The organism is Corynebacterium singulare, from assembly GCF_000833575.1.
In the GTDB taxonomy this organism is placed as follows: domain Bacteria; phylum Actinomycetota; class Actinomycetes; order Mycobacteriales; family Mycobacteriaceae; genus Corynebacterium; species Corynebacterium singulare.
The window spans coordinates 2,294,220-2,316,062 of record NZ_CP010827.1; the positions used below are offsets into that span (position 1 = coordinate 2,294,220).

Here is a 21,843-nt window from a genome sequence, read left to right on the forward strand (position 1 = left end):
TTTCCCCACGCGCAGGAAGGTTCCGACATCGTGACAGCCACACAAGAGTCGCACACTCCCCTACTCAGCGCCGTGTTGGACACCATGGGGTCAGACATCGTCAGCGGCACCCTCCCTGCCGGCGAACGGTTCACCCTCAACGATATTTGTCTGCGTTTCGACATTTCGCGCACCGTTGCCCGCGAAGCGATGCGCGCACTCGAGCAACTCGGCATGGTTGCGTCCTCACGGCGCGTGGGTATTACCGTGCTGCCGATTAGCGAGTGGGCCGTGTACGATCCCTCCATCATCACGTGGCGATTGAACTCGGAAAAATCACGGGATGGACAGCGCAACTCCCTCAATGAGCTGCGCCTCGCTATCGAGCCCACCGCCGCAGCACTCGCAGCGCAGCACGGATCCCCTGAAGATAAAGAGGAAATCCTGTCGTTGGCACAGCGCCTTCACTCTTTCGAGGAGACACCCGCGCGCCGCGTGGGTGAGCAACTAGCCACGGACCTGCGTTTTCACACCATGGTTCTGCACTCCTCAGGAAACGAAATGTTCGCAGCGCTGAGCCCATTCCTTCTCTCCATGGTGCGCGGGCGCTCAGTTTTTGGTTCACACAAGCGCAACCCCACCGCCGGAACAGCGCGCCTCCATTTGGATCTAGCGGAGGCTATCCACCGCAGCGACGCCGTCGAGGCAGAAAAAATCGCACGTGCCATCCTCACGGCGGCACGTGCGAAAGAGGCCTAGAGCATGCAGGATACGCAACCCTCGATCTCGGTGCCTTCCAGCGCCATCTGACGCAGGCGGATGTAGTACAGGGTCTTAATACCGTTGCGCCATGCATAAATCTGCGCGCGGTTAATATCACGCGTGGTGGCAGTGTCCTTGAAGAACAGAGTCAGCGACAGGCCTTGATCCACATATTTGGTGGCAATGGCGTAGGTGTCGATGATTTTCTCGTGGCCGATCTCATAAGAGTCCTTGAAGTACTCCAAGTTCTCGTTGTCCATATGCGGCGCCGGGTAGTAGACGCGGCCGATCTTGCCTTCCTTGCGAATCTCAATCTTGGAGGCGATTGGGTGGATGGACGAGGTGGAGTTGTTGATGTAGGAAATGGAGCCGGTCGGCGGCACGGCCTGCAGGTTGCGGTTGTAGATGCCGTGCTTGGCGACGTCCTCCTTCAACTGCGCCCACTCCTCCGCTGATGGGGTATGGATGGACGACGTGGCGAAGAGCTCCTTCACCTTCTCCGTGCGCGGAGCGAAGTCTGCCGGATCATAGCGGTCAAAGAACTCGCCGCTGGCGTATTCGGACTGCGGGAACTCGGTGAAGTACTCGCCACGTTCGCGGGCCAGCTTGTTGGAAGCACGCAGAGCGGCGTAAAGGACGGCAGCAAAATAGGCGTTGGTGAAGTCTAGGCCTTCCTCGGAACCGTACTCGATGTGCTCGCGGCCAAGGTAGCCGTGCAGATTCATCTGGCCCAGACCGATGGCGTGGGAATCATCGTTGCCCTTGCGTACCGACGGCACGGAGTTGATGGAGGTTTTGTCCGCCACGGCGGTCAGACCACGGATGGCGGTTTCAACCGTCAGACCAAAGTCCGGAGAATCCATGGTGGTCGCAATGTTGAGGGAGCCCAGGTTGCAGGAGATGTCGCTGCCGAGGGTCTTGTAGGTCAGATCGTCGTTGAGCTCAGAAGGAGCATTGACCTGAAGGATCTCGGAGCACAGGTTGGACATGTTGATGCGGCCGGTCTTGACCGGGTTCGCGCGGTTTACGGTGTCCTCGAACATGATGTACGGGTAGCCGGACTCAAATTGCAGCTCCGCGATGGTCTGGAAAAAGTGACGCGCGTTGATCTTCTTCTTGCGAATGCGCGGGTCTTCCACCATCTCCTCGTAGTGCTCAGTTACGGAGATGTCACCGAAAGCCTTGCCATAGACGCGCTCGACATCGTACGGGCTGAACAGGTACATGTCGTCATTCTTACGGGCCAGCTCGAAGGTGATGTCCGGGATGACGATACCGAGGGACAGGGTTTTAATACGGATCTTCTCATCGGCGTTTTCACGCTTGGTGTCGAGGAAGCTCATGATGTCCGGATGGTGAGCGTTGAGGTAGACCGCGCCTGCTCCCTGGCGTGCGCCAAGCTGGTTGGCGTAGGAGAAGGAATCCTCGAGCAGCTTCATGACGGGGATAACGCCGGAAGACTGGTTCTCAATGTGCTTAATCGGGGCGCCCGACTCCCTAATATTGGACAGCAGGAGCGCCACGCCACCGCCGCGCTTAGACAGCTGCAGGGCGGAGTTGATGGAGCGGCCGATGGACTCCATGTTGTCTTCGATGCGCAGCAGGAAGCAGGATACGAGCTCGCCGCGCTGGGCCTTTCCTGCGTTGAGGAAGGTTGGGGTGGCCGGCTGGAAACGGCCGGTCATGATCTCATCCACGAGGTGCTCAGCCACCTCGGTATCGCCATCTGCGAGGAAGAGAGCTGTCATCGATACGCGGTCTTCGAAGCGCTCGAGGTAGCGGCGGCCATCGAAGGTCTTCAGCGTGTAGGAGGTGTAGTACTTGTAGGCACCCAGGAAAGACTTAAAGCGGAACTTGTACGAGTAGGCGCGCTTGAACAGGGATTTGATGAATTCGAAGTCATACTGCTCGAGCAGTTCTGGCTCGTAGTACTTGTTCTCCACCAAGTAGTGCATCTTTTCTTCCAGATCGTGGAAGTAGACGGTGTTCTGGTTGACATGCTGGAGGAAGAACTGGTTCGCGGCCTCACGGTCCTTGTCGAACTGAATTTTACCGTTCTCGTCATACAGGTTGAGCAGTGCATTCAGCGCGTGGTAATCCAGCTGCTCTTCAGGCTTCACAGGTTCTGCGACGGTCTTACCCAGTTGCGTGGTCACGACGTTCACGTGCCTTTCTTTACTATGGCGAAATTGGAGAGACGAAAAATCTACACGAAATATATAAGGAGAAGCCCTAGGCTGCGAGACCCAGGGCTGCTGCGTTGGCTAATAGGCCTTCGCGGCAAATTGTGACATCTTCCTCGGTACCAAGAAGTTCGAAGCGGTACACATAAGGCACCTTACACTTGGCGGCGATGACGTCGCCGGCCTTGCCAAAGTCAGTGCCGAAGTTGCTGTTTCCTCCAGCCACGACCGCACGAATAAAACTGCGGTTGTGTTCATTATTGAGGAAACGGATGACCTGCTTGGGCACGGGCCTCGTGTTCTGCTTGCTTATCGACGCCCCTCCCCCGTACGTCGGGCAGACCAGAACGTAGGGCTCGTTGACGATGAGTGGCTCATCGGTCAGGCGGAGGGGAATGCGAACGCTGGGAAGACCGAGCTTCTCAACGAAGCGGTGCGTATTTTCCGTAGCGGAAGAGAAATACACGACCAACATGGAGAATCTTTAGGCAGTCGCCGCCAAGGAGCCCAGAGCCTTAATGCGGTCAGGACGGAAACCGGACCAGTGCTCACCATTGGCCTCGACAACCGGCGCCTGAACATAGCCCAGGGCCATGACGTAGTCGCGGGCCTCATCATCCAGGGAAATATCCACGGTGGAGTATTCGAGACCTGCACGGTCCAGGGCCTTCTTGGTGGCGTTGCACTGAACGCACGCGGGCTTGGTGTAAAGAGTGATGCTCATATGACGGTTTCCTTTAACGCTGCACGAGGAGTGACTAATGAATTCTGCTGAGTGACTTTTAGCTCTGGCTACGCGGTGTAGGGCCGCTGCCTGAGCAACATCAACGACACTATACTTTGTGCCGAAACCCCGCAACTGACACTACATATAGTAGTTACAACGATGATATTCCCAGGATGTAAGTCCCCTAGCCCCCACATGTTGACCTCTCACACTCACCACCATCACCACCGCCGTAACTACACGGGTGGTATTTCCTGCGCGTTTACCAGACGTTCACCCGTTTTGTGACAAACACCACAAACGAGCCGCAGCTCGGCCCCGCACAGTTTCCCACGGTCACTGTTGACCACATCCGCACCACCGCGTGCTACCACAGGTTGGCTGCCACACCGCGCATTTCGCATCTGGACCTCAGATATACGCGCTTAAAGCGTATATTTGACGCTAACTTAGAGGTCAGGGCCTAAAAATCCCCGATCCCAGACACACTTTCTGACCCTTTACCCTAGTGTGGCGAGGTGAATGAGCATAAAAAATCCGCCTCCCCCGAACGTAGCGGAAGAGGCGGAATGGGAATCCTTCGATTCTTAGCCCTGGCGAGCCTTGAAGCGCGGATCCTTCTTGTTGATCACGAAGACCTTACCGTGGCGGCGAATAACCTGGGCGCCCGGCTTCTTCTTCAGCGACCGAAGCGACTTGCGAACCTTCATCGGGCGCTCCTTTCGTTATGCGCAAACTTCATGCGAATGATTGATTCAAAGCACAGCCGGGCGAAGCGCCCAGCAATGACACGAGGAAAAATGTTACCGCACAAGCGCGTCATTACCAAAACACTCACGTAGGAGAGTACCGCGACTGTAGTTCCCGGGAGACCTCCCCTAGCGTCTTGCCCATCGTTTCCGGCACCAGCGCTCGTGTATATCCCAGAGCCACCAGCCCTAATACCGCGAAGGCACCAAAGGCCAGTGAACCTCCTAGCCACTCCACGACTGGCAGGAAAAACTGCGCCACAGCCCAGTTGCTCATCCACAGAGCCAGGCCCGCGATTCCCATCCCCAGCCCGCGCACCTGGGGCGGCACGATCTCGGAAATCAGCAGCCAGGTCGCGGGCGACACCGCCGCCTGCTGACATGCAATGAAGGCCGCCATGCAGGCCAGCGACACCATCGCCATCGCAGTTGACTCCTTGGCGTAGTGATAGACCACCGCCAGCACTACAAGTGCGGCCACATTGCCGCCCAGCCCCACCAGCAGCAGCCGGCGTCGCCCTACGCGGTCCACCACGCGCATGCCCACCACGCATGCCACGACGGACACAGCGCCAATCACCATGGACGTGTACACAGCGTTTGTCGTCGAGATGCCCACCTGGTTCATCATCGTCGGCGCGAAGTACACAATCGCATTTACGCCCGTAATCTGCTGTGTCAGCCCCATGAGCATGGCCAGGCCCACCGCCCAGCGCATCCATCGGTGTGCTGTGAGTGCGGCCCATTCGCCTGTGCTTTCCGACGCCTCCCTCGTCCCCTCCGCAGTCGCCCCCACCCGTGCGCGCACCTCAGCGGCAGCGTCGTGGCGGCCCTGCGCGGCGAGCCAAACTGGAGTGTCGGGCAGGAAGAACATACCTATGGCCAGTGCCGCTCCCGGCACTGCCGCCAGCCCTAGCATCCATTGCCAGCTGCCGCTTGCTGCCAGGGCCGAGTTCACCCCATAGGCCAACAGTTGGCCCACCACGATCATGAGCGTATTAAGCGACACCATCCGGCCGCGTACTGCCGCCGGGGTAATTTCGGAGATGTACATGGGTGAGACGATGGACACTGCACCTACCGCCAGCCCCAGAACGGCACGCGCAACAGCCAGTACCGCCGTCGACCCCGCCAGTGCGCACCACACCGAACCGCCGAGGAAGATGAGGCCACCAGCGATGAGCGTACGCCGCCTGCCCAGACGGTCTGCCACGCGCCCGGCCGCCAGGGCGCCCGCAGCCGCGCCAACCAGCAAGGTTGAGGTCACTAATCCTTCTTCGTGGGCAGACATGCCAAACTCTGGCCCCACAAAGAGCAACGCGCCCGACATCACGCCGGTGTCATAGCCAAAAAGAAGGCCGCCGAGCGCAGCGACGCCGGCGACGATCATCACGTAGGTATCGTTTTTCACGGGTGCCAATTGTCGCAGGCGGCTACCATGGTCGTCATGTCACACGAATCCACTGATCTCCAGCGCAGCATCATAAAAGCCCTGGGCACTAAGCCCTTGATCGATCCAGCCGAGGAGGTTGAGCGCCGCGTCACATTCCTCGCCGATTACCTTCGTGACACCGGCGCGAAGGGGTATGTCTTGGGTATTTCCGGCGGCCAGGATTCCACGCTGGCTGGCCGTTTGGCTCAGCTGGCCGTCGACCGCGTCGAGGGCACACACTTCTGGGCCATTCGTCTTCCTCACGGTGTGCAGGCCGATGAGGATGATGCCCAGGTGGCCCTCGATTTCATCCAGCCCGACCACCGCCTCACCATCAATATCGCTGACGCCACGTCAGCCCTCGATGGCGCCGTGGCCTCTGCCCTCGAATCCTCTACGCTTAGTGATTTCAATCGCGGCAACCTCAAAGCTCGCTTGCGCATGGCTGCTCAGTACGCGGTAGCCGGCGAGGTCGGCGCCTTGGTCATTGGCAGCGACCACGCTGCAGAGAACATCACCGCCTTCTTTACTAAGTGGGGCGACGGCGCCGCTGATCTCATCCCCTTGGAGGGGCTCAACAAGCGCCAAGGCGCCCAGCTCCTTGAATACCTCGGTGCGCCTGAATCCACGTGGACCAAGATCCCCACTGCGGACCTTGAGGATGACCGCCCGCTGCTTTCGGACGAAGAAGCCCTCGGCGTCACCTATACCCACATCGATGACTACCTCGAGGGCAAAGCCGTTCCTGCCGACGCCCGCGAGCGCATCGAGACCCTCTGGCGCCGCGGCGCCCATAAGCGCATCATGCCCCCTGGCCCACAATAACCACGTTCCGGTTGCGGGGTCGTTAGACCTGTTTTAGGCTTCCGGGTCATGGGGGTATTAGAAACCTACTTCCACTACCGCAATTCGGGGATTGCGCTCGTGGAGAATGCATCCAGCTCACCCGATGAGCTCCGCGCGCTCGGCGCCGACGCCAGTGACGCCGCAGAACTAGCCCACCTGCACCGCACCTACTTCGGCCCCACCCGCTTTAGCGGCAAACAACGCAAAGCCCGCACCGCCGCCCAAACCCAGAAACACAGCCTAGCCACCCTCACACTCATCGAGTCCTACACCGCCAAAGTCAAAAAAGACCTCGACGCCTGGAACCTCCGCATCAAACTCGCCGGCACACCAGCACACAAAATCCGCGACATCGCAGTCAAAAGACTCAAAGAACTAAGAAACAAACGCACACCCAAACCCGGGGTGCGGTTTACCTACCGGGCCACCGGACCGAACTCCATGACGATCACCGATGACGCCTCCGTCATTGCCGATATCCGCGGAACCCTCGAATCCGTCAACAAACACAACCTCCTCGAGGCTGCACGCACCGTCATCGTCACCGGCAGTGTGGGCACTAAACCCGCCATCCACGCCCAAGTCGTAGTGACATTGGACGAATTCGATCGCATCATCAACGGCGACGGCGACGAGATTGAGTTACAGCTGACGAATGGTGCGCGCATGACCGGGGCAGAATTCCTGTCCTATCAATTCGCCTCCATCGGCTATGCCACCATCGTCCACCCCGTGGAAGGGCCCATTAACTCCTACCGCGCAGAACGCAGTGCCAGCTGGAAACAACGCCTCACCCTAGCAGCTGAAACCCAAACCTGCTCCAGACCCGGCTGCAACAAACCCGCCGACTACTGCCACGTCCACCACATCATCCCCTGGCAAGCCGGCGGCTACACCAACATCAACAACCTGACCTTCCTGTGCGCCTACCACAACAGCATCAACGACGATGACCCAGAAAGACCCACCGGACGAGGCTACGTCTTCCGAATCCCCGGAGGCATCGGCTACATCCCACCCTGGGGACTACCGATCACCGCCACACCCGAATACCAACAAGCCGTTGCCAGACTCACCGCCGAAAAAGCAAGAGCCGAACAAACAGCAGAAGAACCACCACCCGACCCACCACCAAGTACGGGCTAAACACCCACAACACAACCCGCCAACCACACCGCCAGCGGGCACGTCGGCGATCGTGCACTCAGCGCAAAGCGTCGATTGTGGCTTCCGCGGCCTTCCCGAGGGGCCGATAATACGCAGGACCGTGCGTGGTCGCGTGCACAGCCAACGGATGCAGCTGATGCATGGGCACCCACCGCTCGTACTCCTTCGGCACGCCGTAGCCACGCAAGATCTCCTCATAGAGGGGCGCCCCGAACAACTCCAGCATGGCCAAATCCGTCCAGGGGTGCCCACCATGCGCTGCTGGATCGATCATTACCGCGGATTCCGCAGTAAAGAGCACATTGCCGGCCCACAAGTCACCGTGGATTCGTGCCGGCGCTACCTCCCAGTCCATTGATCGAATCGCGTCGCTTGCCACACGCACGACATCCTGAAGATCCTTCGGCAGCGTTTCCACGAAAGGCAGCACCCGCTGTTCAACATAGAATTCTCCCCAACTCTCACATGGCTGACAGGGCTGCTCCACGCGCCCGATGAAATTCGCGCCCTCCCAACCCTCGGGCGCCGCGCCAAATGCTGGAGCACCCGCCTCGTGGACCTCGCGTAGTGCCGCACCAAACGACCGCGCAGCCTTAAGACTCGGCCGCGACTCCATCACTCGTCGAGTGCTAATGCTTGTCTCCGTAACCCCCGCGACCTCAACCACTACATCTGCACGCGCGGCCGCCAACCACCGCAGGCCCGCGGCCTCCGCACCGGCTTGGTCGGGACGAGAAACCTTCTTCGTGTACACATCCATGCACCCCAGCATAGAAAAAGGCCGCCCCCGCGGAGGAGACGGCCAACGGTGGAGCTAACGGGATTCGAACCCGTGACCCCCACACTGCCAGTGTGGTGCGCTACCAGCTGCGCCATAGCCCCAAAGTGATATTTAGTTTTAAAAGTGGAGCTAACGGGATTCGAACCCGTGACCCCCACACTGCCAGTGTGGTGCGCTACCAGCTGCGCCATAGCCCCTCATACGAGGTGCAACCTCCGCGGTTGCAACTCGTAACAATATATCGCCTCCCAATTAACGAACCAAATCGCGTGTTCGGGAGACGTTATTTATTACTCGACGACGAGGTCAACCCACTCCATGATGGAGGTGTTCTTATCCTCAGGAATGTCCTTGCCATCCTTGATGATGCGCGGCGAAGAAATCTGGCCTGTGTCAGCATCAAGCTTCTTGTAGTTAGCGGTGGCCAGCTCATTACCCTCGCCCACCTTGGCCTCCTGAATGGACTTCACGATGTCCTGGTCAGCACCCAGTGCTTTCGCCGCATCAGCAAAGTCGTTCAGCTCCCACTTGTTGTAGACCTTGGACTGGTTCTCCAAGAGGTACTTACGCATATTCCAGTACAGCGTCGCATCACCAGACTTTGCCACCTGCTCCATCGCAGCGGCAGCCTTGGACGAGTGTCCCTTGTTGGACTTGATGCTCTCAAGACCGTTCTGGCTTCCGTCGATGAAGTTCAGGGTACGAACATGGACGATGAGCTTGCCTTCATCAATAGCATCCTTCATCTGGCCATCGGTTTCCTTCGCCAGGTCGCCACAGTGAGGGCAGGAGTAATCCTCGTAGAGCTCAACTTCGACGGCATCCTTTGCCGCGTCCGGGGACTTGAGAGTCACAGCGTTATCCGCGAGAGACATGTCCATGCTGACATCTTCAGCAGCGTAGTCTCCCAGCGCGTCGGTCTGTGCGCCGCGACCCTGGTAGACGATGTAGCCGATAACCACGGCGACAATCACCAGCAAAACAGCGAGGCCCCAAAGGAATCCACTATTGCCCTTGGAGTTGGGGTCTTTAACTGTGCTCATTGAACAACCTTGCCTTCATGACTTTTGGAACAGATGGAAGCCTACACACCGTGGCTAGGGATGCAGTGCAAATTTGGTAAACGGACGCTTAATTGTCCACACCATTAAGACAGAATAGAAGAGATCGCGCAACAGTGTCATCATGTAGTTCATCACTTGCGCATCGTCATTGGGATTTGGAGCAAAGCAACCACAATCAATACCCAGCCCACGTAACCAAGCTTGGGCGATACCAATCATGAACAGTGTCAGTACGACCTGGCCTACCCACGCCGCGGGGCGAAGGAACAATCCGAGAAGCAGCAGCAATCCGCCGCATACCTCGAGGGGCCCGATGAGATACGACAGGTAGTGCGACCATTCCGGCGTAAAGATCTCGTAAGCCTCGATGCTCTGCGTCACCGCGAGCTGGTCGGAAAACTTTGACAGGCCAGCCTTAATCCAGACGTAGGCCATGTAAAACCGCGCGAACGCGCTGATGATGTCGAGCACCAGCGCCACGCTTATCTTCTTTTGTGCCACGAATTCACTCTAGCAAACCAACTACCAGTACTTTTAATTCCTAACTATGAATAAATAGCGAACCGCCTATAGGGGCGGCGGATGGTCCACATGGTGAGGGCAAGGAACACGATGTCACGAAGCAGTGTCAGCATGTAGTTCATCCCTTGGGAACCGCTATTGGCAGTGTAGCCAAAGCATCCGCAATCAATGACGAGCCCGCGCGCCCACGCCTGGGCCATACCGACCATAAAAAGCACGAGGACGACGGCGCCGACTGCCGACGCCTCCCTCAAGAACAGCCCCAGCAGGAGCAGCACCCCACCCATGACTTCGAGCGGGCCAATCGCCACAGCCAGGTATCCAGACCATTCTGGCGTGAAGATTTCATAAGCCTGAATGGCCTGGGCCATGTCCATCTGGGCGTTGAGCTTCTGCACGCCGGCGATGATCCACACCGCCGCCATACCGAAACGAGCAAGTGCGCTGATGATGTCCGCCACGCGCGCGAGCTGAAGAGAAGCCATAGCCCATCAGCATAGACGCGTACCTAGGAGCCGAGGACCTGTGACACCAGCGCTTGTGCCTCCTCCTGCACCTGCTTGAGGTGTTCTTCGCCACGGAAGCTCTCGGCGTAGATCTTGTACTTGTCCTCCGTGCCGGATGGACGGGCGGCAAACCAAGCGTTCTCGGTGGTCACCTTGAGGCCACCAATGGCGGCACCGTTGCCTGGGGCTTCGGTGAGCTTGGCCAGGATTTCTTCGCCTGCCAGCTCCGTCGCGGTGACCTGGTCCGGGGAGAGCTTCTTCAAGATCGCCTTTTGCTCGCGGTTGGCGGGGGCATCGGTGCGCGCGTAGGCCGGCGCGCCATATTCTTCCGCCAGCTCGGCGTAGCGCTGGGACGGGGTCGTGCCGGTCACGGCCAGGATTTCCGCGGCCAGCAGATCCAGGATGATGCCGTCCTTGTCCGTCGACCACACGGAACCGTCGAAGCGGAGGAAGGAGGCGCCGGCGGACTCTTCGCCGCCGAAGCCGAGGGAGCCGTCGACAAGCCCCGGCACAAACCACTTGAAGCCCACCGGAACCTCGACGAGCTCGCGGCCCAAGTTTGCCACCACGCGGTCAATCATGGAAGAGGACACCAGCGTCTTGCCCACGCCGGCGTTACCCCACTGCGGGCGGTGGCTAAACAGGTACTCGATGGCAACCGCCAGGTAGTGGTTCGGGTTCATCAGGCCCGCATCCGGGGTGACGATGCCGTGGCGGTCCGCGTCAGCGTCATTACCGGTGGCCAGGTCGTACTTCGCGCGGTTGTCCACCAACGACGCCATCGCGTTCGGCGAGGAGCAGTCCATGCGGATCTTGCCATCAGTATCCAGCGTCATAAAGCGGAAAGTGCCGTCCACCTCCGGGTTCACCACGGTCATGGCGAGCCCGTAGTGCTCCGCAATCGCCGCCCAGTAGTCCACGGACGCGCCACCCATCGGGTCCGCGCCGATGCGCACGCCGGCCTCCTTTATGGCCTTCATGTCCACGACGTTCTCGAGGTCCGCCACGTAAGTGTCCAGGTAGTTGTGCTTCACGCAGCGTTCATCAAGCACACCCGATACCGGCACGCGCTTCACGCCTTCCAGCCCGGCGCGCAGATACTCGTTGGCCTTGGCAGCAATCCAGTCGGTGGCATCGGTGTCAGCCGGACCACCCGTGGGTGGGTTGTACTTGAAGCCACCATCGCGCGGTGGGTTGTGGGACGGGGTGATAACGATGCCGTCGGTGCCCGGGTTGGTGAGGATGGCGTGGGAGACAGCCGGGGTCGGGGTGTAGCGGCCGCGGTCATCGACGCGAACCTCCACCTCATTGGCCAGAAGGACCTCGAGGGCGGAGACCATAGCGGGCTCCGACAGGGCATGAGTATCACGGCCGATGAAGATGGCGCCGGTCGTGCCCTGGTCAGTGCGGTAGTCCACGATGGCCTGGGTAATGGCCAGGATGTGGGCCTCGTTGAACGCGGTGTCCAGAGCGGAGCCACGGTGGCCGGAGGTGCCGAAGGCTACCTGCTGGTCGGGATTGTCAGCGTCGGGGGTGCGGGTGTAGTAGGCGGTGACCAGCTCCGCGATGTCGATGAGATCGGAAGGCTGGGCTAGTTGGCCGGCGCGCTCGTGTGCCATTGTTTCCTCCTTGAGACGTGGATATACCTTTAGCTTGCCTTCTTCGCAGAGGTTTCGCATCCCAATTAGGATGGTGCGCATGCCACAAACCATTCTTGTGGGCTGCGGGGCGGCGCTCGGGGCGCTGGCTCGTTTCGCCCTCTCCACTATCCTCGGCGGTGGTGCACTGCCGCTGCTTGTCATCAACCTCGTGGGCAGCGCCGTTATGGGCTACACCAAGCCGTCGGCTTTTTGGGGCACGGGTGTTCTCGGTGGTTTCACCAGTTTTGCCACGTTTGCCTTCCTCACCTCTGGGTTCGACCCGGCACAGGCGGGCGCGTACGTGCTGGCCACCGTGGTGGGTTGTACGGGGGCCTACCTGCTTGGCGACGTCTCCCGGAGGCCCGCATGATCATCATCTCTGCCCTCGCCGTGCTTGTTGGTGGTTTTCTGGGCGGTTGCGGGCGTTTCGCCCTGACCCGCATTTTGCCTTCCCCCACGTGCACGTTTGCGGCAAATATTACGGGCGCGGCGGTCGCTGGCGTGGCCTATGGCTATGCCGCGCATACACAAGCCCCTGAGTATCTACTCCCACTGCTGGCGGCAGGATTAGCAGGCGGCTTATCAACTTGGTCCACGCTGGCCAAGGAACTCGGAGAAATGATAAAAGCCAAGCGCTGGTGGCGCCTGGCTCGTTACCTCTTCTGGACGGTTGGCCTCGGCATCGTGGTGGCCTGGCGCGGAGCCTGGGTAGGCTCCCTCCTGGCCTAGCCGGGGTACCCGGCCTTTAATCCGCGATGGCGTCGAGAGGCGGGGTTTTCGCCGCGCGCTGCGCCGGCCAGATGGCGGCGAGCACGCCCACGAAGGCCGAACCGACAAGCATGATGATGAGCATCGGCCATGGGACCGTGGCGGAGTCTAGGCCGTCATCTGCCAGGACGGAGATAAATGCCCAGCCCAGGCCAAGGCCGAGGAGCATGCCCATGATGGCACCGAAGAGGGCGATCTGCACCGATTCCACCGTGATCATCGTGCGAATCTGGCGGCGTTGCGTACCCACCGCACGCAACATGCCGATCTCCTGGCGGCGCTCAATAACCCCCAAGGTCAAGGTGTTGACGATGCCCAAGATGGCGATGATCACCGCCAGCGCCAGCAGCGCATAGAGAATGGTGAGCATCTGATCGATCATGCCGGCTGCCTCGCCCGCATACTCCTCACCAGTGCGCACCTGCACCACGACGAGGTCCTTGACGGACTCCTCCAGGTTGGAGCGCAGCTTCTCCTTGTCGAAGCCCTCGGCGGCATTGACCGCCACCATCATCGTGTCGAGGCCCTCGGGGTTGATCACCTCGGTTGCCGCGGATTCGGATACAGCCAGGCGCGGAAGCATTTGGAACGGCTCATAGGTACCGATGAGTGTCACCTGTGCGGTACGGTTCGGGTCCATGCCGGTGAGCTCATAGCTCTGGCCCACCTGCCATCCCTGCTCGGCTGCAAGATCAGTATCGGCGATGAATCCGGATTCATCCCCCAGCTTCAGCGAGCCCTCCGCCACGGTGAGGTTGAGGATGTCGTCGGCGTTGCTACCGATAACCTGGCTGAAAGCCACCTGCGGGCCATAGTTCATTGAGGCTTGGCCATCCACCATGATAGGTGCGGAACTCAGTGCCACGACCTGGCCCGCGCCCTCAGTATCGCGGGCGCGATCGACGGTTTCATTAGGCGTGGGGAAATTGCCCGTCGTCGGGCCGGTCAACAGGAAGTCGGCGCGCACATCCTCGTCGATGACATCAGATACGGAAGCCTTCATCGTCGCGCCCAGCATGCCGATGGCCGTCACCAGCGCCACGCCGAGCATGAGAGCAAAAGCGGTTGCCGCGGTGCGCCGCGGGTTACGCGCAGAGTTCGTCGCCGCCAACTTGCCCACGGCGCCGAAGGGTGCGCCCACGACGCGCCCAATCGAGGGCACGATCGGCAGGGAGATTGCCGGACCAGCAAGGAAGAAACCAACAATAAGGTTCAAGGAACCGAGGCCGACGAGGGCGGCGCGAAGGCCCGTCTTGGCGTCGATAAGCACGCCCAACACCGCGAAGGCAATGCCGGCAACGAGCAACAGCGCACCCAGAACCGTACGCACGAGCAAGGAGGAACCCGCAGCGGACTCAGTGGTGCGCATGGCTTCAACAGGTTCAACGGCACCTGCACGACGCGCCGGCGCCCATGCCGAAATTACGGTGACTACCGTGCCCAGAATCAGCGGCACGATGACAGCACTCAGGCTCAAGCCCAAGCCGCCACCCATCGGCATACCTTGCGCGGTGAACACCGCCTTAATCGCCGCGACAAGCCCCACACCAGCGACAACGCCGACCGCAGAGCCCACGATGCCCACGATGATGGCCTCAGTGACGACCGAACGCGTGATCTGGCCGCGGGAGGCGCCCAGTGCGCGCAGCAGCGCAAATTCCTTCGTGCGCTGGGCGACGATCATAGAGAACGTATTCGCAATGATGAACGTGCCCACGAGCAGCGCAATAAGGCCGAAGGCGATGAGGAAGTAGTTGACGAACTTCAGCGCAGAGGAAATCTGGTCAGAGATTTCCTTGGCCAATTCTTCGCCGGCCTCCGCATCCACGTCGAAAGTCTCATTGAGGTGATCCACGAGTTCCTCGGCGCTCACTCCCTCAGCGGCGGCGACCTTAAGCTGGGAGGAATCACCGTAGCGTTCGGTGAATCCTTCGTGGTCCATGTGCAGTGTCAGGCTGGCCCCTTGATCCACAGCGGGCTTGACCACACCGACGACCTTCACCTCATCGCGCTGGTCTGGGTGGACGACGAGAATAGTGTCACCGATAGTGATACCGAACTTCTCGGCGGCGGAATCATTGATGACGACTTCACCGGTGCCGTGGGGCTCGGAGCCGTCGACAAGCTCGGCGGGCTCGCCTACAGACTGATCCGCGGAATAATACGGCTGCACGCTCGAGGTGCCGCCTCCGGTCTGAAAAGCCTCGGCGTCCTTGTTGGCAACAACGACGGTCTGGCTGCTCTGCACGTTAACTGCGCGGACCTCCGGATCGTGTGCGATGTCCTCTCGCATCTTGCTATCCAGAACCGGTCCGCCCTCCTTTTGGCTGACCGCGGCATCCACGCCGGTAAAGGCGGTGTCCACGGCGGAGTCGAAGGTATTGGACAACGCGTTGGTGAACATGAAGGAACCGGAAATGAACGCGGTACCCAGCACCACTGCCAACAGCGTCAGGGCAAGGCGCAGCTTGTGCGCCAGAATGTTGCGCACGGATACCGTGCGCATGGAGTTCTTCGTGGCCATGCTTTAGCCCTCGATTTCTGCCATCACAGCGTGGATGGACTCCATAGTCGGGTTGTGTAGTTCGTTGACGAGGCGGCCATCGGCCAAGAACACCACGCGATCGGCATACGACGCGGCCTTGGCATCGTGGGTGACGATGACGACGGTCTGGCCGTCCTTATCGACGGCGGTGCGCAGAATGTCCAGCACCTCGGCGGAAGAGTTGGAGTCGAGGTTGCCGGTGGGCTCATCACCGAAGATGATTTCCGGGCGCGACACCAACGCGCGGGCGCAGGCCACACGTTGCTGCTGACCACCGGAGAGCTCCGCCGGGCGGTGCTCCAGGCGCTTGGCCAAACCAAGGCGCGTGGTGACCTCATCGAACCACTCCTTGTCAACTTTCTTGCCCGCAATGTCGGTCGGCAGGGTGATGTTTTCTGCCGCGGTCAACGTAGGCACGAGGTTGAAGGACTGGAAAATGAAGCCGAGGCGGTCGCGACGCAGTGCGGTGATGTCCTTATCGCTGAGCTGGGACATGTCGGTGTCACCGATGAAAGCCGAGCCGGACGTCGCGGAGTCCAGACCCGCCATGGTGTGCATGAGAGTGGACTTACCGGAACCAGACGGGCCCATGATGGCGGTGAAGGCGTTGCGCGCAAACTCAACGTTGACGTGGTCCAACGCGGTAACTGCGGTGTCTCCCTGCCCGTATTGCTTAAACAGGTCAACGGCGCGGGCCGCAGCAGTCATCGTTGGGGTGGTCATGGACGTGTTCTCCTTATAGATGGGGAAAGTAACGTCACTACCCTATCTTGCTCAAGGTGAGTTGTGTGACGCATGTGGTCTAAAATATGGGCCATGCGCGCTTCTCTTTCCGCTTTGGAACGCTATGACCGCAGCGCCGTGGCCGCCGCGGCGCAGGTGATGCGCCACTACTCCACCAGCTTTTCCCTGGCCACCCGGCTACTTTCACCCCAGGTGAGAGTGGATATCCGTAACCTGTACGCCATGGTGCGCACGGCCGATGAAATCGTCGATGCGGGGCTTGATCCCCACGACGCCGCCGCGCTTCTCGACGCCTACGAGGCCACCGTCCGCCACTCCCCTTCCCAGCGCTTCCACACCGATCCCATAGTGCATGCGTATGCACTATCAGCTCGGCGCTGTGGATTTAAGGACGACCATGTGGCGCAGTTTTTCTCCTCGATGCGCAGCGATCTGACCCGGAGCACGCACACGCAGGAGTCCTTCGAGGATTACATCTGTGGTTCCGCAGAGGTCATTGGGTTGCTGTGCGTGGATGCCTTCTTCTCGGGTGGGCCGCGGCCGGAGGGTGTGGACAACGGCGCTCGGCGCTTAGGCGCTGCCTTTCAGAAGATTAACTTCCTGCGAGATCTTCACGAGGACTCGGCAGAGTTGGGTCGGTCGTATTTCCCCTCCCTGCCGGATCCCACACGCTTGGATGAGGAGGCAAAGGCCGCAATTATCGCGGATATTCGCACAGATCTCTCCGAGGCGCGCACCGCCACGGCGTTGTTGCCGCGCGGCTCACGCATCGGCGTGGCTGCAGCCACGGCGTTGTTCACCGAGCTCACCGACCTGCTCGAGGCCACGCCCGCCGCTGACATCATGGAGACTCGCGTGTCGGTTCCGGCTGCGCGTAAGGCCATCTTGGTGAGCCGAGCTGCAGCAGGAGCGTTGAGGTGAGGGCCGTTGTTATTGGCGCGGGCATTGCGGGCCTCGCCAGTGCGGCGTTGTTGCTGCGTGAGGGGTGGGACGTGGTGGTCGTCGATAAGCAGAGCAGCGTCGGTGGGCGCGCGGGGAAGCTGGAGGTGGACGGCTTCCGCTTCGACACGGGACCATCGTGGTACCTCATGCCGGAAGCTTTCGATGAGTTCTTCCGGGCCTGCGGAACGAGTACTGAACGCGAGCTGGACCTGGTGGATCTCTCCCCTGCCTATCGCGTGTACAACGAGGACGGGGAGCACCTCGATGTGGAAAGCGGCGTGGACGAGGTCGCGCGGTTGTTTGAGTCCCTTGAACCGGGTGCGGGCGAGCGGGTGCGGACCTATCTGGCGCAGGCCTCCGAGGTGTACGCCATAGCGCTACGCAATTTTCTCTACACCACGTTTTCCCGCCCGACGGAGCTTCTCACGCGGGATGTTCTCAGCCGGCTGGGCACGCTCGCGCTGCTGCTCACGCGTTCTCTCGATGGCCTAGTGGCGGCGCGGTTTCAGGACTACCGCCTGCGGCAGATTCTGACCTATCCGGCAGTGTTTCTCTCCACCGAGCCGAAGGCGGCACCAGCGCTATATTCCCTCATGAGCCATACCGACTTGGTGGAGGGCGTGCGCTACCCGCAGGGAGGTTTCGCCGCCGTGGTGGCGGCCATTGCTCGGCAAGCTTCAGACGCTACGTTCCGGCTGGGCACAGCGGTGACGGCGATCAACTGCGCCCATGGCCGCGCAACGGGCGTCACGCTTGATGACGGCCACATCATCCCCGCCGATGCCGTTATCTCGGCCGCTGACCTGCACCACACAGAGAACGCTCTGCTCCCGACTTCCGCGCGGACCTACCCCGAGTGCTACTTCGCGCGGCGAAATCCTGGGTTGGGCACGGTGCTAGCTTTCCTCGGGGTGAAGGGCGCGCTGCCGGAGCTTGCACACCACACCTTGCTCTTTAGCAAGGACTGGACTCCGGATTTCCGTGCGGTCTATCACGGACCGGAGGCCTCCCGGCCGCTGGGAGCCTCGCAGTCGATCTATGTGTCGAAGACCTCCGCCACCGATTCCTCGGTGGCTCCGGATGGCTATGAGAACCTCTTTATCCTCGTTCCCGTCCCGGCGGACGAATCCTATGGCCATGGCGATGCCTATGGTCCTGAAGAATCTGCCCGAGTAAGTGCCATTGCTAACGCTGCCGTGGCGCAACTGGGGTCCTGGTTGGGGATTGAGGATCTGGAGGGGAGGGTCGTCGTCAAGCGCACGCTCGGCCCCAGCGACTTTGCCGAGCAGTACAATTCCTGGTCTGGCGGTGCCGTGGGCCCTGCGCACACGCTGCGGCAGTCGGCGTTCTTCCGCGGACGCAACGTGTCGCGCAAGCTCTCTAACCTGTACTATGCCGGAGGCACTACGGTGCCCGGCGTGGGCGTGCCGATGTGTCTCATTTCCGCCCAGAACGTGCTGACACGGATGCGCGAGCAGCGCTAGGCGTCCAGCTCACATCCTACGGGCGTGCCGTTTCTCCTCGTCGTCACCGTGACGGGATGGCCGCCGAAGAGGTAGCCGTCATCGAACTCGACGATAATGTGCCCGCGTTGGGGGACCTCGACGGCAACCGGTGTCACTGCGCGGTAGACGTCCTCCACGCTCAGCTCTGGGATGGGAGCATCTATGCCCTCTGCCTGCGCCACATCGGTGCGCCAGCGGTTGGCTGCAGCGAGGGCTTTCTTCGCGGCGAAGCGACGCGCCTTATCAAGGAAACCAGCGTTCACAACCTTGTTGATTATTTTCAGCTGTGCTTTAAAGTTCTTCTTTGTGTCCGCAAGGAGAAGCTCCTCCCCCTCATACACGATGCTGATATCCACTCCGAGGTCCTCGGCCCGCCCGTCGAACGTGTTCGACGCACGATCGAGCACCAATGGCCCGTGGTCGGAGTTAAGGATGACCGGAGCCGCGAGCTTGGCCACCAAGGCGTCCATAGCAGGATCCGCGATAGTAGGAAGAATCTCCCAAATATCGACATAATGCTGCTGACTTCTCTCATGGAAATGGCGTGCTCCCCGCGCGCGGTACACGGTGAAAGGTTCTAAATCAGCGAGCTCCCGCGGATCCCATATCGTTTTTCCTCCGGAGGTCTGAAAAAGCTGTGGGTAGCGCACGTCGATGTCACCAGTAATCAGTTCTCCATTCGGCAAGAACCGGAGGGCGAGACCGCCCATGCTCAATAGCTGAATGTGCGTCCTATCTTCGGAGTAAGGTGATTCGCTTTCTGACCTCTGCGGGGCTGTAGGGGCGATGAATAGGAACTCCGCTGCCTCATTGGTGAGAGTTGCCTGAAGGATCTCATCGTCGGGAAAATCACGGTAGAGCGACAGCATGTGAGCAATACTAACGCCGTCACAGTTCTAGCGTAGTCTGAGGGGGTTGGACGTCGAGAAGAAAGGCGCTGGGCAATGGCAGATACAACTGAGCAGGCCAGCGAAGTCGTCGAGGCCTGGCTGAAGCAGGACGATGCCATCGACCCGAAGAAAGCACCAAAGTTGCAGAAGCTTCTCGCTGAGGTACCTCGGCAGGAGCTTATTGCCATCGTGGAGCGCCAAAATGCTGTGCGTGCCGCGTTGGCGCTGCGCCTGCTGCCGCGAGCGCAATCCATTGCGGTTTTCGACGCACTCGACGCCAAGCACCAGGCCGACATCATCGACGAGCTGGGCAACACAGACGTCTACGAATTCTTCGACGAACTCGACCCGGAGGACCGAGTAGCGCTCCTCGACGAACTCCCAGCAGAAATTGCTGACCGTCTCCTGCGCTCACTGACGAAGTCCAAGCGGGACGTCACGGGTGTGGTTCTGGGGTACACGAAAGGTTCGGTGGGCCGCCGAATGTCGCCGGAAGTCCCCGAGATTCTGCCGTCTATGACCGTTGATGATGCGTTGAGCACCCTGCGTGATACCGCCGATGAGTTGGAAACCATCTACACCATTCCGGTTACGCGATCTGACCGCCGATTGGTCGGTGTCGTCAGCTTGCGCGAGATCTTCGTTGCGCAATCAGGTGTTCTGATCGAATCCATCATGCAGGATCCGATCTACGCCCATGCCAGCGATGACGCCGAGGAAACCGTGCGTTGGTTCCTGCCCCTGGATATCCTCGCGCTTCCCATCGTCGATGACTCGCACCGCTTGGTGGGTCTGCTCACGTGGGACGATGCCACGGACATCGTTGAAGAGGCTGATAGTGAGGACTCCGCGCGCGCCGGTGGTACTGAGGCTCTGCAGCAGCCCTATCTCTCCACGCCTTTGCTCAAGCTGGTGCGCTCGCGCATCGTATGGCTACTGGTGTTGGCGGTTTCCGCGTTGCTCACGGTGCAGGTACTCGACTCTTTCGAGGGAACTCTGGCGAAGGCCGTCGTGTTGTCCCTGTTTATCCCGCTATTGACAGGAACCGGCGGTAATACGGGAAACCAGGCAGCAACGACGGTAACCCGTGCGCTGGCGCTTGGCGACGTCCGCACGCGCGACCTCATCGCCGTCATGTGGCGCGAGTTACGCGTCGGCATGTTACTCGGCGCCGTCCTCGGATCAGCAGGACTGGTGCTCGCCACCCTGGTCTACGGACTCGACATCGGAATCGTGATCGGTTCGACCCTCTTTCTCATCTGCTCTATTTCAGCAACAGTCGGCGGTCTTATGCCCATCGTTGCCAAGACCGTGGGTGCGGATCCGGCAGTCTTTTCTAACCCGTTTATTTCCACGTTCTGCGATGCGACGGGCCTGATTATCTACTTCCTCATCGCAAAATCAGTTCTGGGGATCTAGTCCACTTTGGGGAGAATACCCCGGCTAACCGGCGGGCCCCGCTAAGCCTCACAAACTTAGCTCACATGTCACAACCGCACTACGAACCCGCCTTCGGAACCCCGACCGAACGATTCGAACACGCCGTACGCCTCACGTTCCACTCGCATTTGTATTAACCGCCTACTCCAGAATGACCGCTCCGGAAGTACCCCGGCAGCACCGGTTTTTCCTAGTCGCGTCAGGGTTCGGCGATGTTTTTGGCGGCGTAGTGGTCGTTGACGTTGTAGCGAGCTAGGTATTGGGTGTGGGCGCAGTGTTGGGGATGTGTGGGTACTGCTAATGGCGTGTGGCCTTATGGGGTAAGCGCGCGCCCTGCTGGGTGGGCGGGTGTTGTGGTCGTGCGGTGTGTGGTGGGGTTGCACATGTCCAGACCTGGAAGGCGACTCATTAAGCGTGCTGTCAAGGGGTGAATGCGCCACTTCGACTTGGAGGTAGTTGTGACGCGTTGGACTCCGAAGGATGTTAAAGATGCTGCTATTGAGCGAGTGGCTGCAGGCGAGGCAGTTAGCCTGGTCGCGCGTGATGTGGGTGTGGGTCCCGATATCCTATCCTAGGATAGGCACGAGAAGGAGGTTATGTTAATGAGACGCATGATGGCACGGATAGGGTTCACTAGTATTGTCTCCCTAT

The 21,843-nt window shown here is 60.1% G+C and carries 21 protein-coding genes and 2 tRNA genes; 8 read left to right on the forward strand and 15 right to left on the reverse strand.

Annotation, left to right across the window (positions count from 1 at the left end; genetic code table 11):
* Nucleotides 1-84: 84 nt before the first annotated feature.
* On the forward strand, nt 85-738 hold the full coding sequence (locus CSING_RS10615; protein WP_084226240.1) for a FadR/GntR family transcriptional regulator: 654 nt from the start codon (nt 85-87) through the stop codon (nt 736-738).
* Here the strand turns inward: CSING_RS10615 and nrdE are convergent.
* From nrdE to CSING_RS10640, 5 genes are all read right to left on the reverse strand, one after another.
* Nucleotides 735-2,897 (reverse strand): class 1b ribonucleoside-diphosphate reductase subunit alpha, encoded by a 2,163-nt coding sequence (gene nrdE, locus CSING_RS10620; RefSeq protein ID WP_042533426.1) that lies wholly within the window; start codon nt 2,895-2,897, stop codon nt 735-737. The two genes, CSING_RS10615 and nrdE, sit on opposite strands and share 4 nt — an antisense overlap.
* Before the next feature lie 76 nt (nt 2,898-2,973).
* Nucleotides 2,974-3,399 (reverse strand): class Ib ribonucleoside-diphosphate reductase assembly flavoprotein NrdI, encoded by a 426-nt coding sequence (gene nrdI / locus CSING_RS10625; RefSeq protein ID WP_042532134.1) that lies wholly within the window; start codon nt 3,397-3,399, stop codon nt 2,974-2,976.
* 9 nt (nt 3,400-3,408) lie between these two features.
* Nucleotides 3,409-3,648, reverse strand: coding sequence for a glutaredoxin-like protein NrdH (gene nrdH, locus CSING_RS10630; protein WP_042532136.1), 240 nt, complete (start codon nt 3,646-3,648; stop codon nt 3,409-3,411).
* Nucleotides 3,649-4,238: 590 nt separating this feature from the next.
* The gene (ykgO, locus tag CSING_RS10635; RefSeq protein ID WP_003847162.1) at nt 4,239-4,361 is read right to left on the reverse strand and encodes a type B 50S ribosomal protein L36; all 123 of its coding nucleotides are present in this window, start codon (nt 4,359-4,361) and stop codon (nt 4,239-4,241) included.
* A gap of 124 nt (nt 4,362-4,485) precedes the next feature.
* Nucleotides 4,486-5,811 carry a sugar porter family MFS transporter gene (locus tag CSING_RS10640; protein ID WP_144403139.1) on the reverse strand — a complete coding sequence of 442 codons (1,326 nt, stop codon included), beginning with the start codon at nt 5,809-5,811 and terminating at the stop codon, nt 4,486-4,488.
* A gap of 27 nt (nt 5,812-5,838) precedes the next feature.
* Here CSING_RS10640 and nadE point away from each other — a divergent pair, with 27 nt between their 5' ends.
* Together nadE and CSING_RS10650 are read left to right on the forward strand one after the other, a co-directional pair.
* Nucleotides 5,839-6,657 (forward strand): ammonia-dependent NAD(+) synthetase, encoded by an 819-nt coding sequence (nadE, locus tag CSING_RS10645; protein WP_042532139.1) that lies wholly within the window; start codon nt 5,839-5,841, stop codon nt 6,655-6,657.
* 48 nt (nt 6,658-6,705) lie between these two features.
* Entirely contained in the window at nt 6,706-7,824 is a 1,119-nt protein-coding gene (locus CSING_RS10650) for an HNH endonuclease signature motif containing protein (RefSeq protein WP_042532141.1), read from the forward strand.
* 58 nt (nt 7,825-7,882) lie between these two features.
* Here the strand turns inward: CSING_RS10650 and CSING_RS10655 are convergent, their stop codons facing one another.
* The 7 genes from CSING_RS10655 to pgm all read right to left on the reverse strand — a co-directional run bounded on the left by CSING_RS10655 (nt 7,883) and on the right by pgm (nt 12,337).
* Complete coding sequence (locus CSING_RS10655) at nt 7,883-8,605, reverse strand: fructosamine kinase family protein (protein ID WP_236683974.1); 723 nt, start codon at nt 8,603-8,605, stop codon at nt 7,883-7,885.
* A 49-nt stretch (nt 8,606-8,654) separates the two neighbouring features.
* A tRNA-Ala gene (locus tag CSING_RS10660) sits at nt 8,655-8,727 on the reverse strand.
* A gap of 23 nt (nt 8,728-8,750) precedes the next feature.
* Nucleotides 8,751-8,823, reverse strand: a tRNA-Ala gene (locus CSING_RS10665).
* A 93-nt stretch (nt 8,824-8,916) separates the two neighbouring features.
* On the reverse strand, nt 8,917-9,669 hold the full coding sequence (locus CSING_RS10670; protein ID WP_042532145.1) for a DsbA family protein: 753 nt from the start codon (nt 9,667-9,669) through the stop codon (nt 8,917-8,919).
* Between the two features lie 54 nt (nt 9,670-9,723).
* Nucleotides 9,724-10,191, reverse strand: coding sequence for a MauE/DoxX family redox-associated membrane protein (locus CSING_RS10675; RefSeq protein ID WP_042532147.1), 468 nt, complete (start codon nt 10,189-10,191; stop codon nt 9,724-9,726).
* A 44-nt stretch (nt 10,192-10,235) separates the two neighbouring features.
* Nucleotides 10,236-10,697 (reverse strand): MauE/DoxX family redox-associated membrane protein, encoded by a 462-nt coding sequence (locus CSING_RS10680; RefSeq protein WP_042532149.1) that lies wholly within the window; start codon nt 10,695-10,697, stop codon nt 10,236-10,238.
* Nucleotides 10,698-10,720: 23 nt separating this feature from the next.
* Nucleotides 10,721-12,337 (reverse strand): phosphoglucomutase (alpha-D-glucose-1,6-bisphosphate-dependent), encoded by a 1,617-nt coding sequence (gene pgm / locus CSING_RS10685; protein WP_042532151.1) that lies wholly within the window; start codon nt 12,335-12,337, stop codon nt 10,721-10,723.
* A gap of 79 nt (nt 12,338-12,416) precedes the next feature.
* Here pgm and CSING_RS10690 point away from each other — a divergent pair, with 79 nt between their 5' ends.
* Together CSING_RS10690 and CSING_RS10695 are read left to right on the forward strand one after the other, a co-directional pair.
* Entirely contained in the window at nt 12,417-12,728 is a 312-nt protein-coding gene (locus CSING_RS10690) for a fluoride efflux transporter family protein (protein ID WP_042532153.1), read from the forward strand.
* Nucleotides 12,725-13,087, forward strand: coding sequence for a FluC/FEX family fluoride channel (locus tag CSING_RS10695; RefSeq protein ID WP_201773954.1), 363 nt, complete (start codon nt 12,725-12,727; stop codon nt 13,085-13,087). The genes CSING_RS10690 and CSING_RS10695 overlap by 4 nt, the downstream gene beginning before the upstream one ends.
* A gap of 16 nt (nt 13,088-13,103) precedes the next feature.
* Here the strand turns inward: CSING_RS10695 and CSING_RS10700 are convergent, their stop codons facing one another.
* Both CSING_RS10700 and CSING_RS10705 read right to left on the reverse strand, forming a co-directional pair.
* Nucleotides 13,104-15,650, reverse strand: a complete 2,547-nt coding sequence (locus CSING_RS10700; protein ID WP_042532155.1) for an ABC transporter permease — start codon at nt 15,648-15,650, stop codon at nt 13,104-13,106.
* 3 nt (nt 15,651-15,653) lie between these two features.
* On the reverse strand, nt 15,654-16,394 hold the full coding sequence (locus CSING_RS10705) for an ABC transporter ATP-binding protein (protein ID WP_042532157.1): 741 nt from the start codon (nt 16,392-16,394) through the stop codon (nt 15,654-15,656).
* Nucleotides 16,395-16,487: 93 nt separating this feature from the next.
* On the opposite strand from CSING_RS10705, the gene CSING_RS10710 reads away from it, so the two are divergent.
* Complete coding sequence (locus tag CSING_RS10710; RefSeq protein ID WP_042532159.1) at nt 16,488-17,336, forward strand: phytoene/squalene synthase family protein; 849 nt, start codon at nt 16,488-16,490, stop codon at nt 17,334-17,336.
* Nucleotides 17,333-18,841: a phytoene desaturase family protein gene (crtI, locus tag CSING_RS10715; protein ID WP_042532161.1), complete on the forward strand. Its 1,509-nt coding sequence runs from the start codon at nt 17,333-17,335 to the stop codon at nt 18,839-18,841. Before CSING_RS10710 ends, crtI begins: the two co-directional genes overlap by 4 nt.
* On the opposite strand, the gene CSING_RS10720 is transcribed toward crtI, so the two are convergent.
* Nucleotides 18,838-19,731, reverse strand: a complete 894-nt coding sequence (locus CSING_RS10720; RefSeq protein WP_042532163.1) for a DUF2262 domain-containing protein — start codon at nt 19,729-19,731, stop codon at nt 18,838-18,840. The genes crtI and CSING_RS10720 overlap by 4 nt on opposite strands.
* A 75-nt stretch (nt 19,732-19,806) precedes the next feature.
* On the opposite strand from CSING_RS10720, the gene mgtE reads away from it, so the two are divergent.
* A complete protein-coding gene (gene mgtE / locus CSING_RS10725; protein WP_042532166.1) occupies nt 19,807-21,171 on the forward strand; it encodes a magnesium transporter in 1,365 nt (454 codons plus the stop codon).
* Nucleotides 21,172-21,843: the final 672 nt, after the last annotated feature.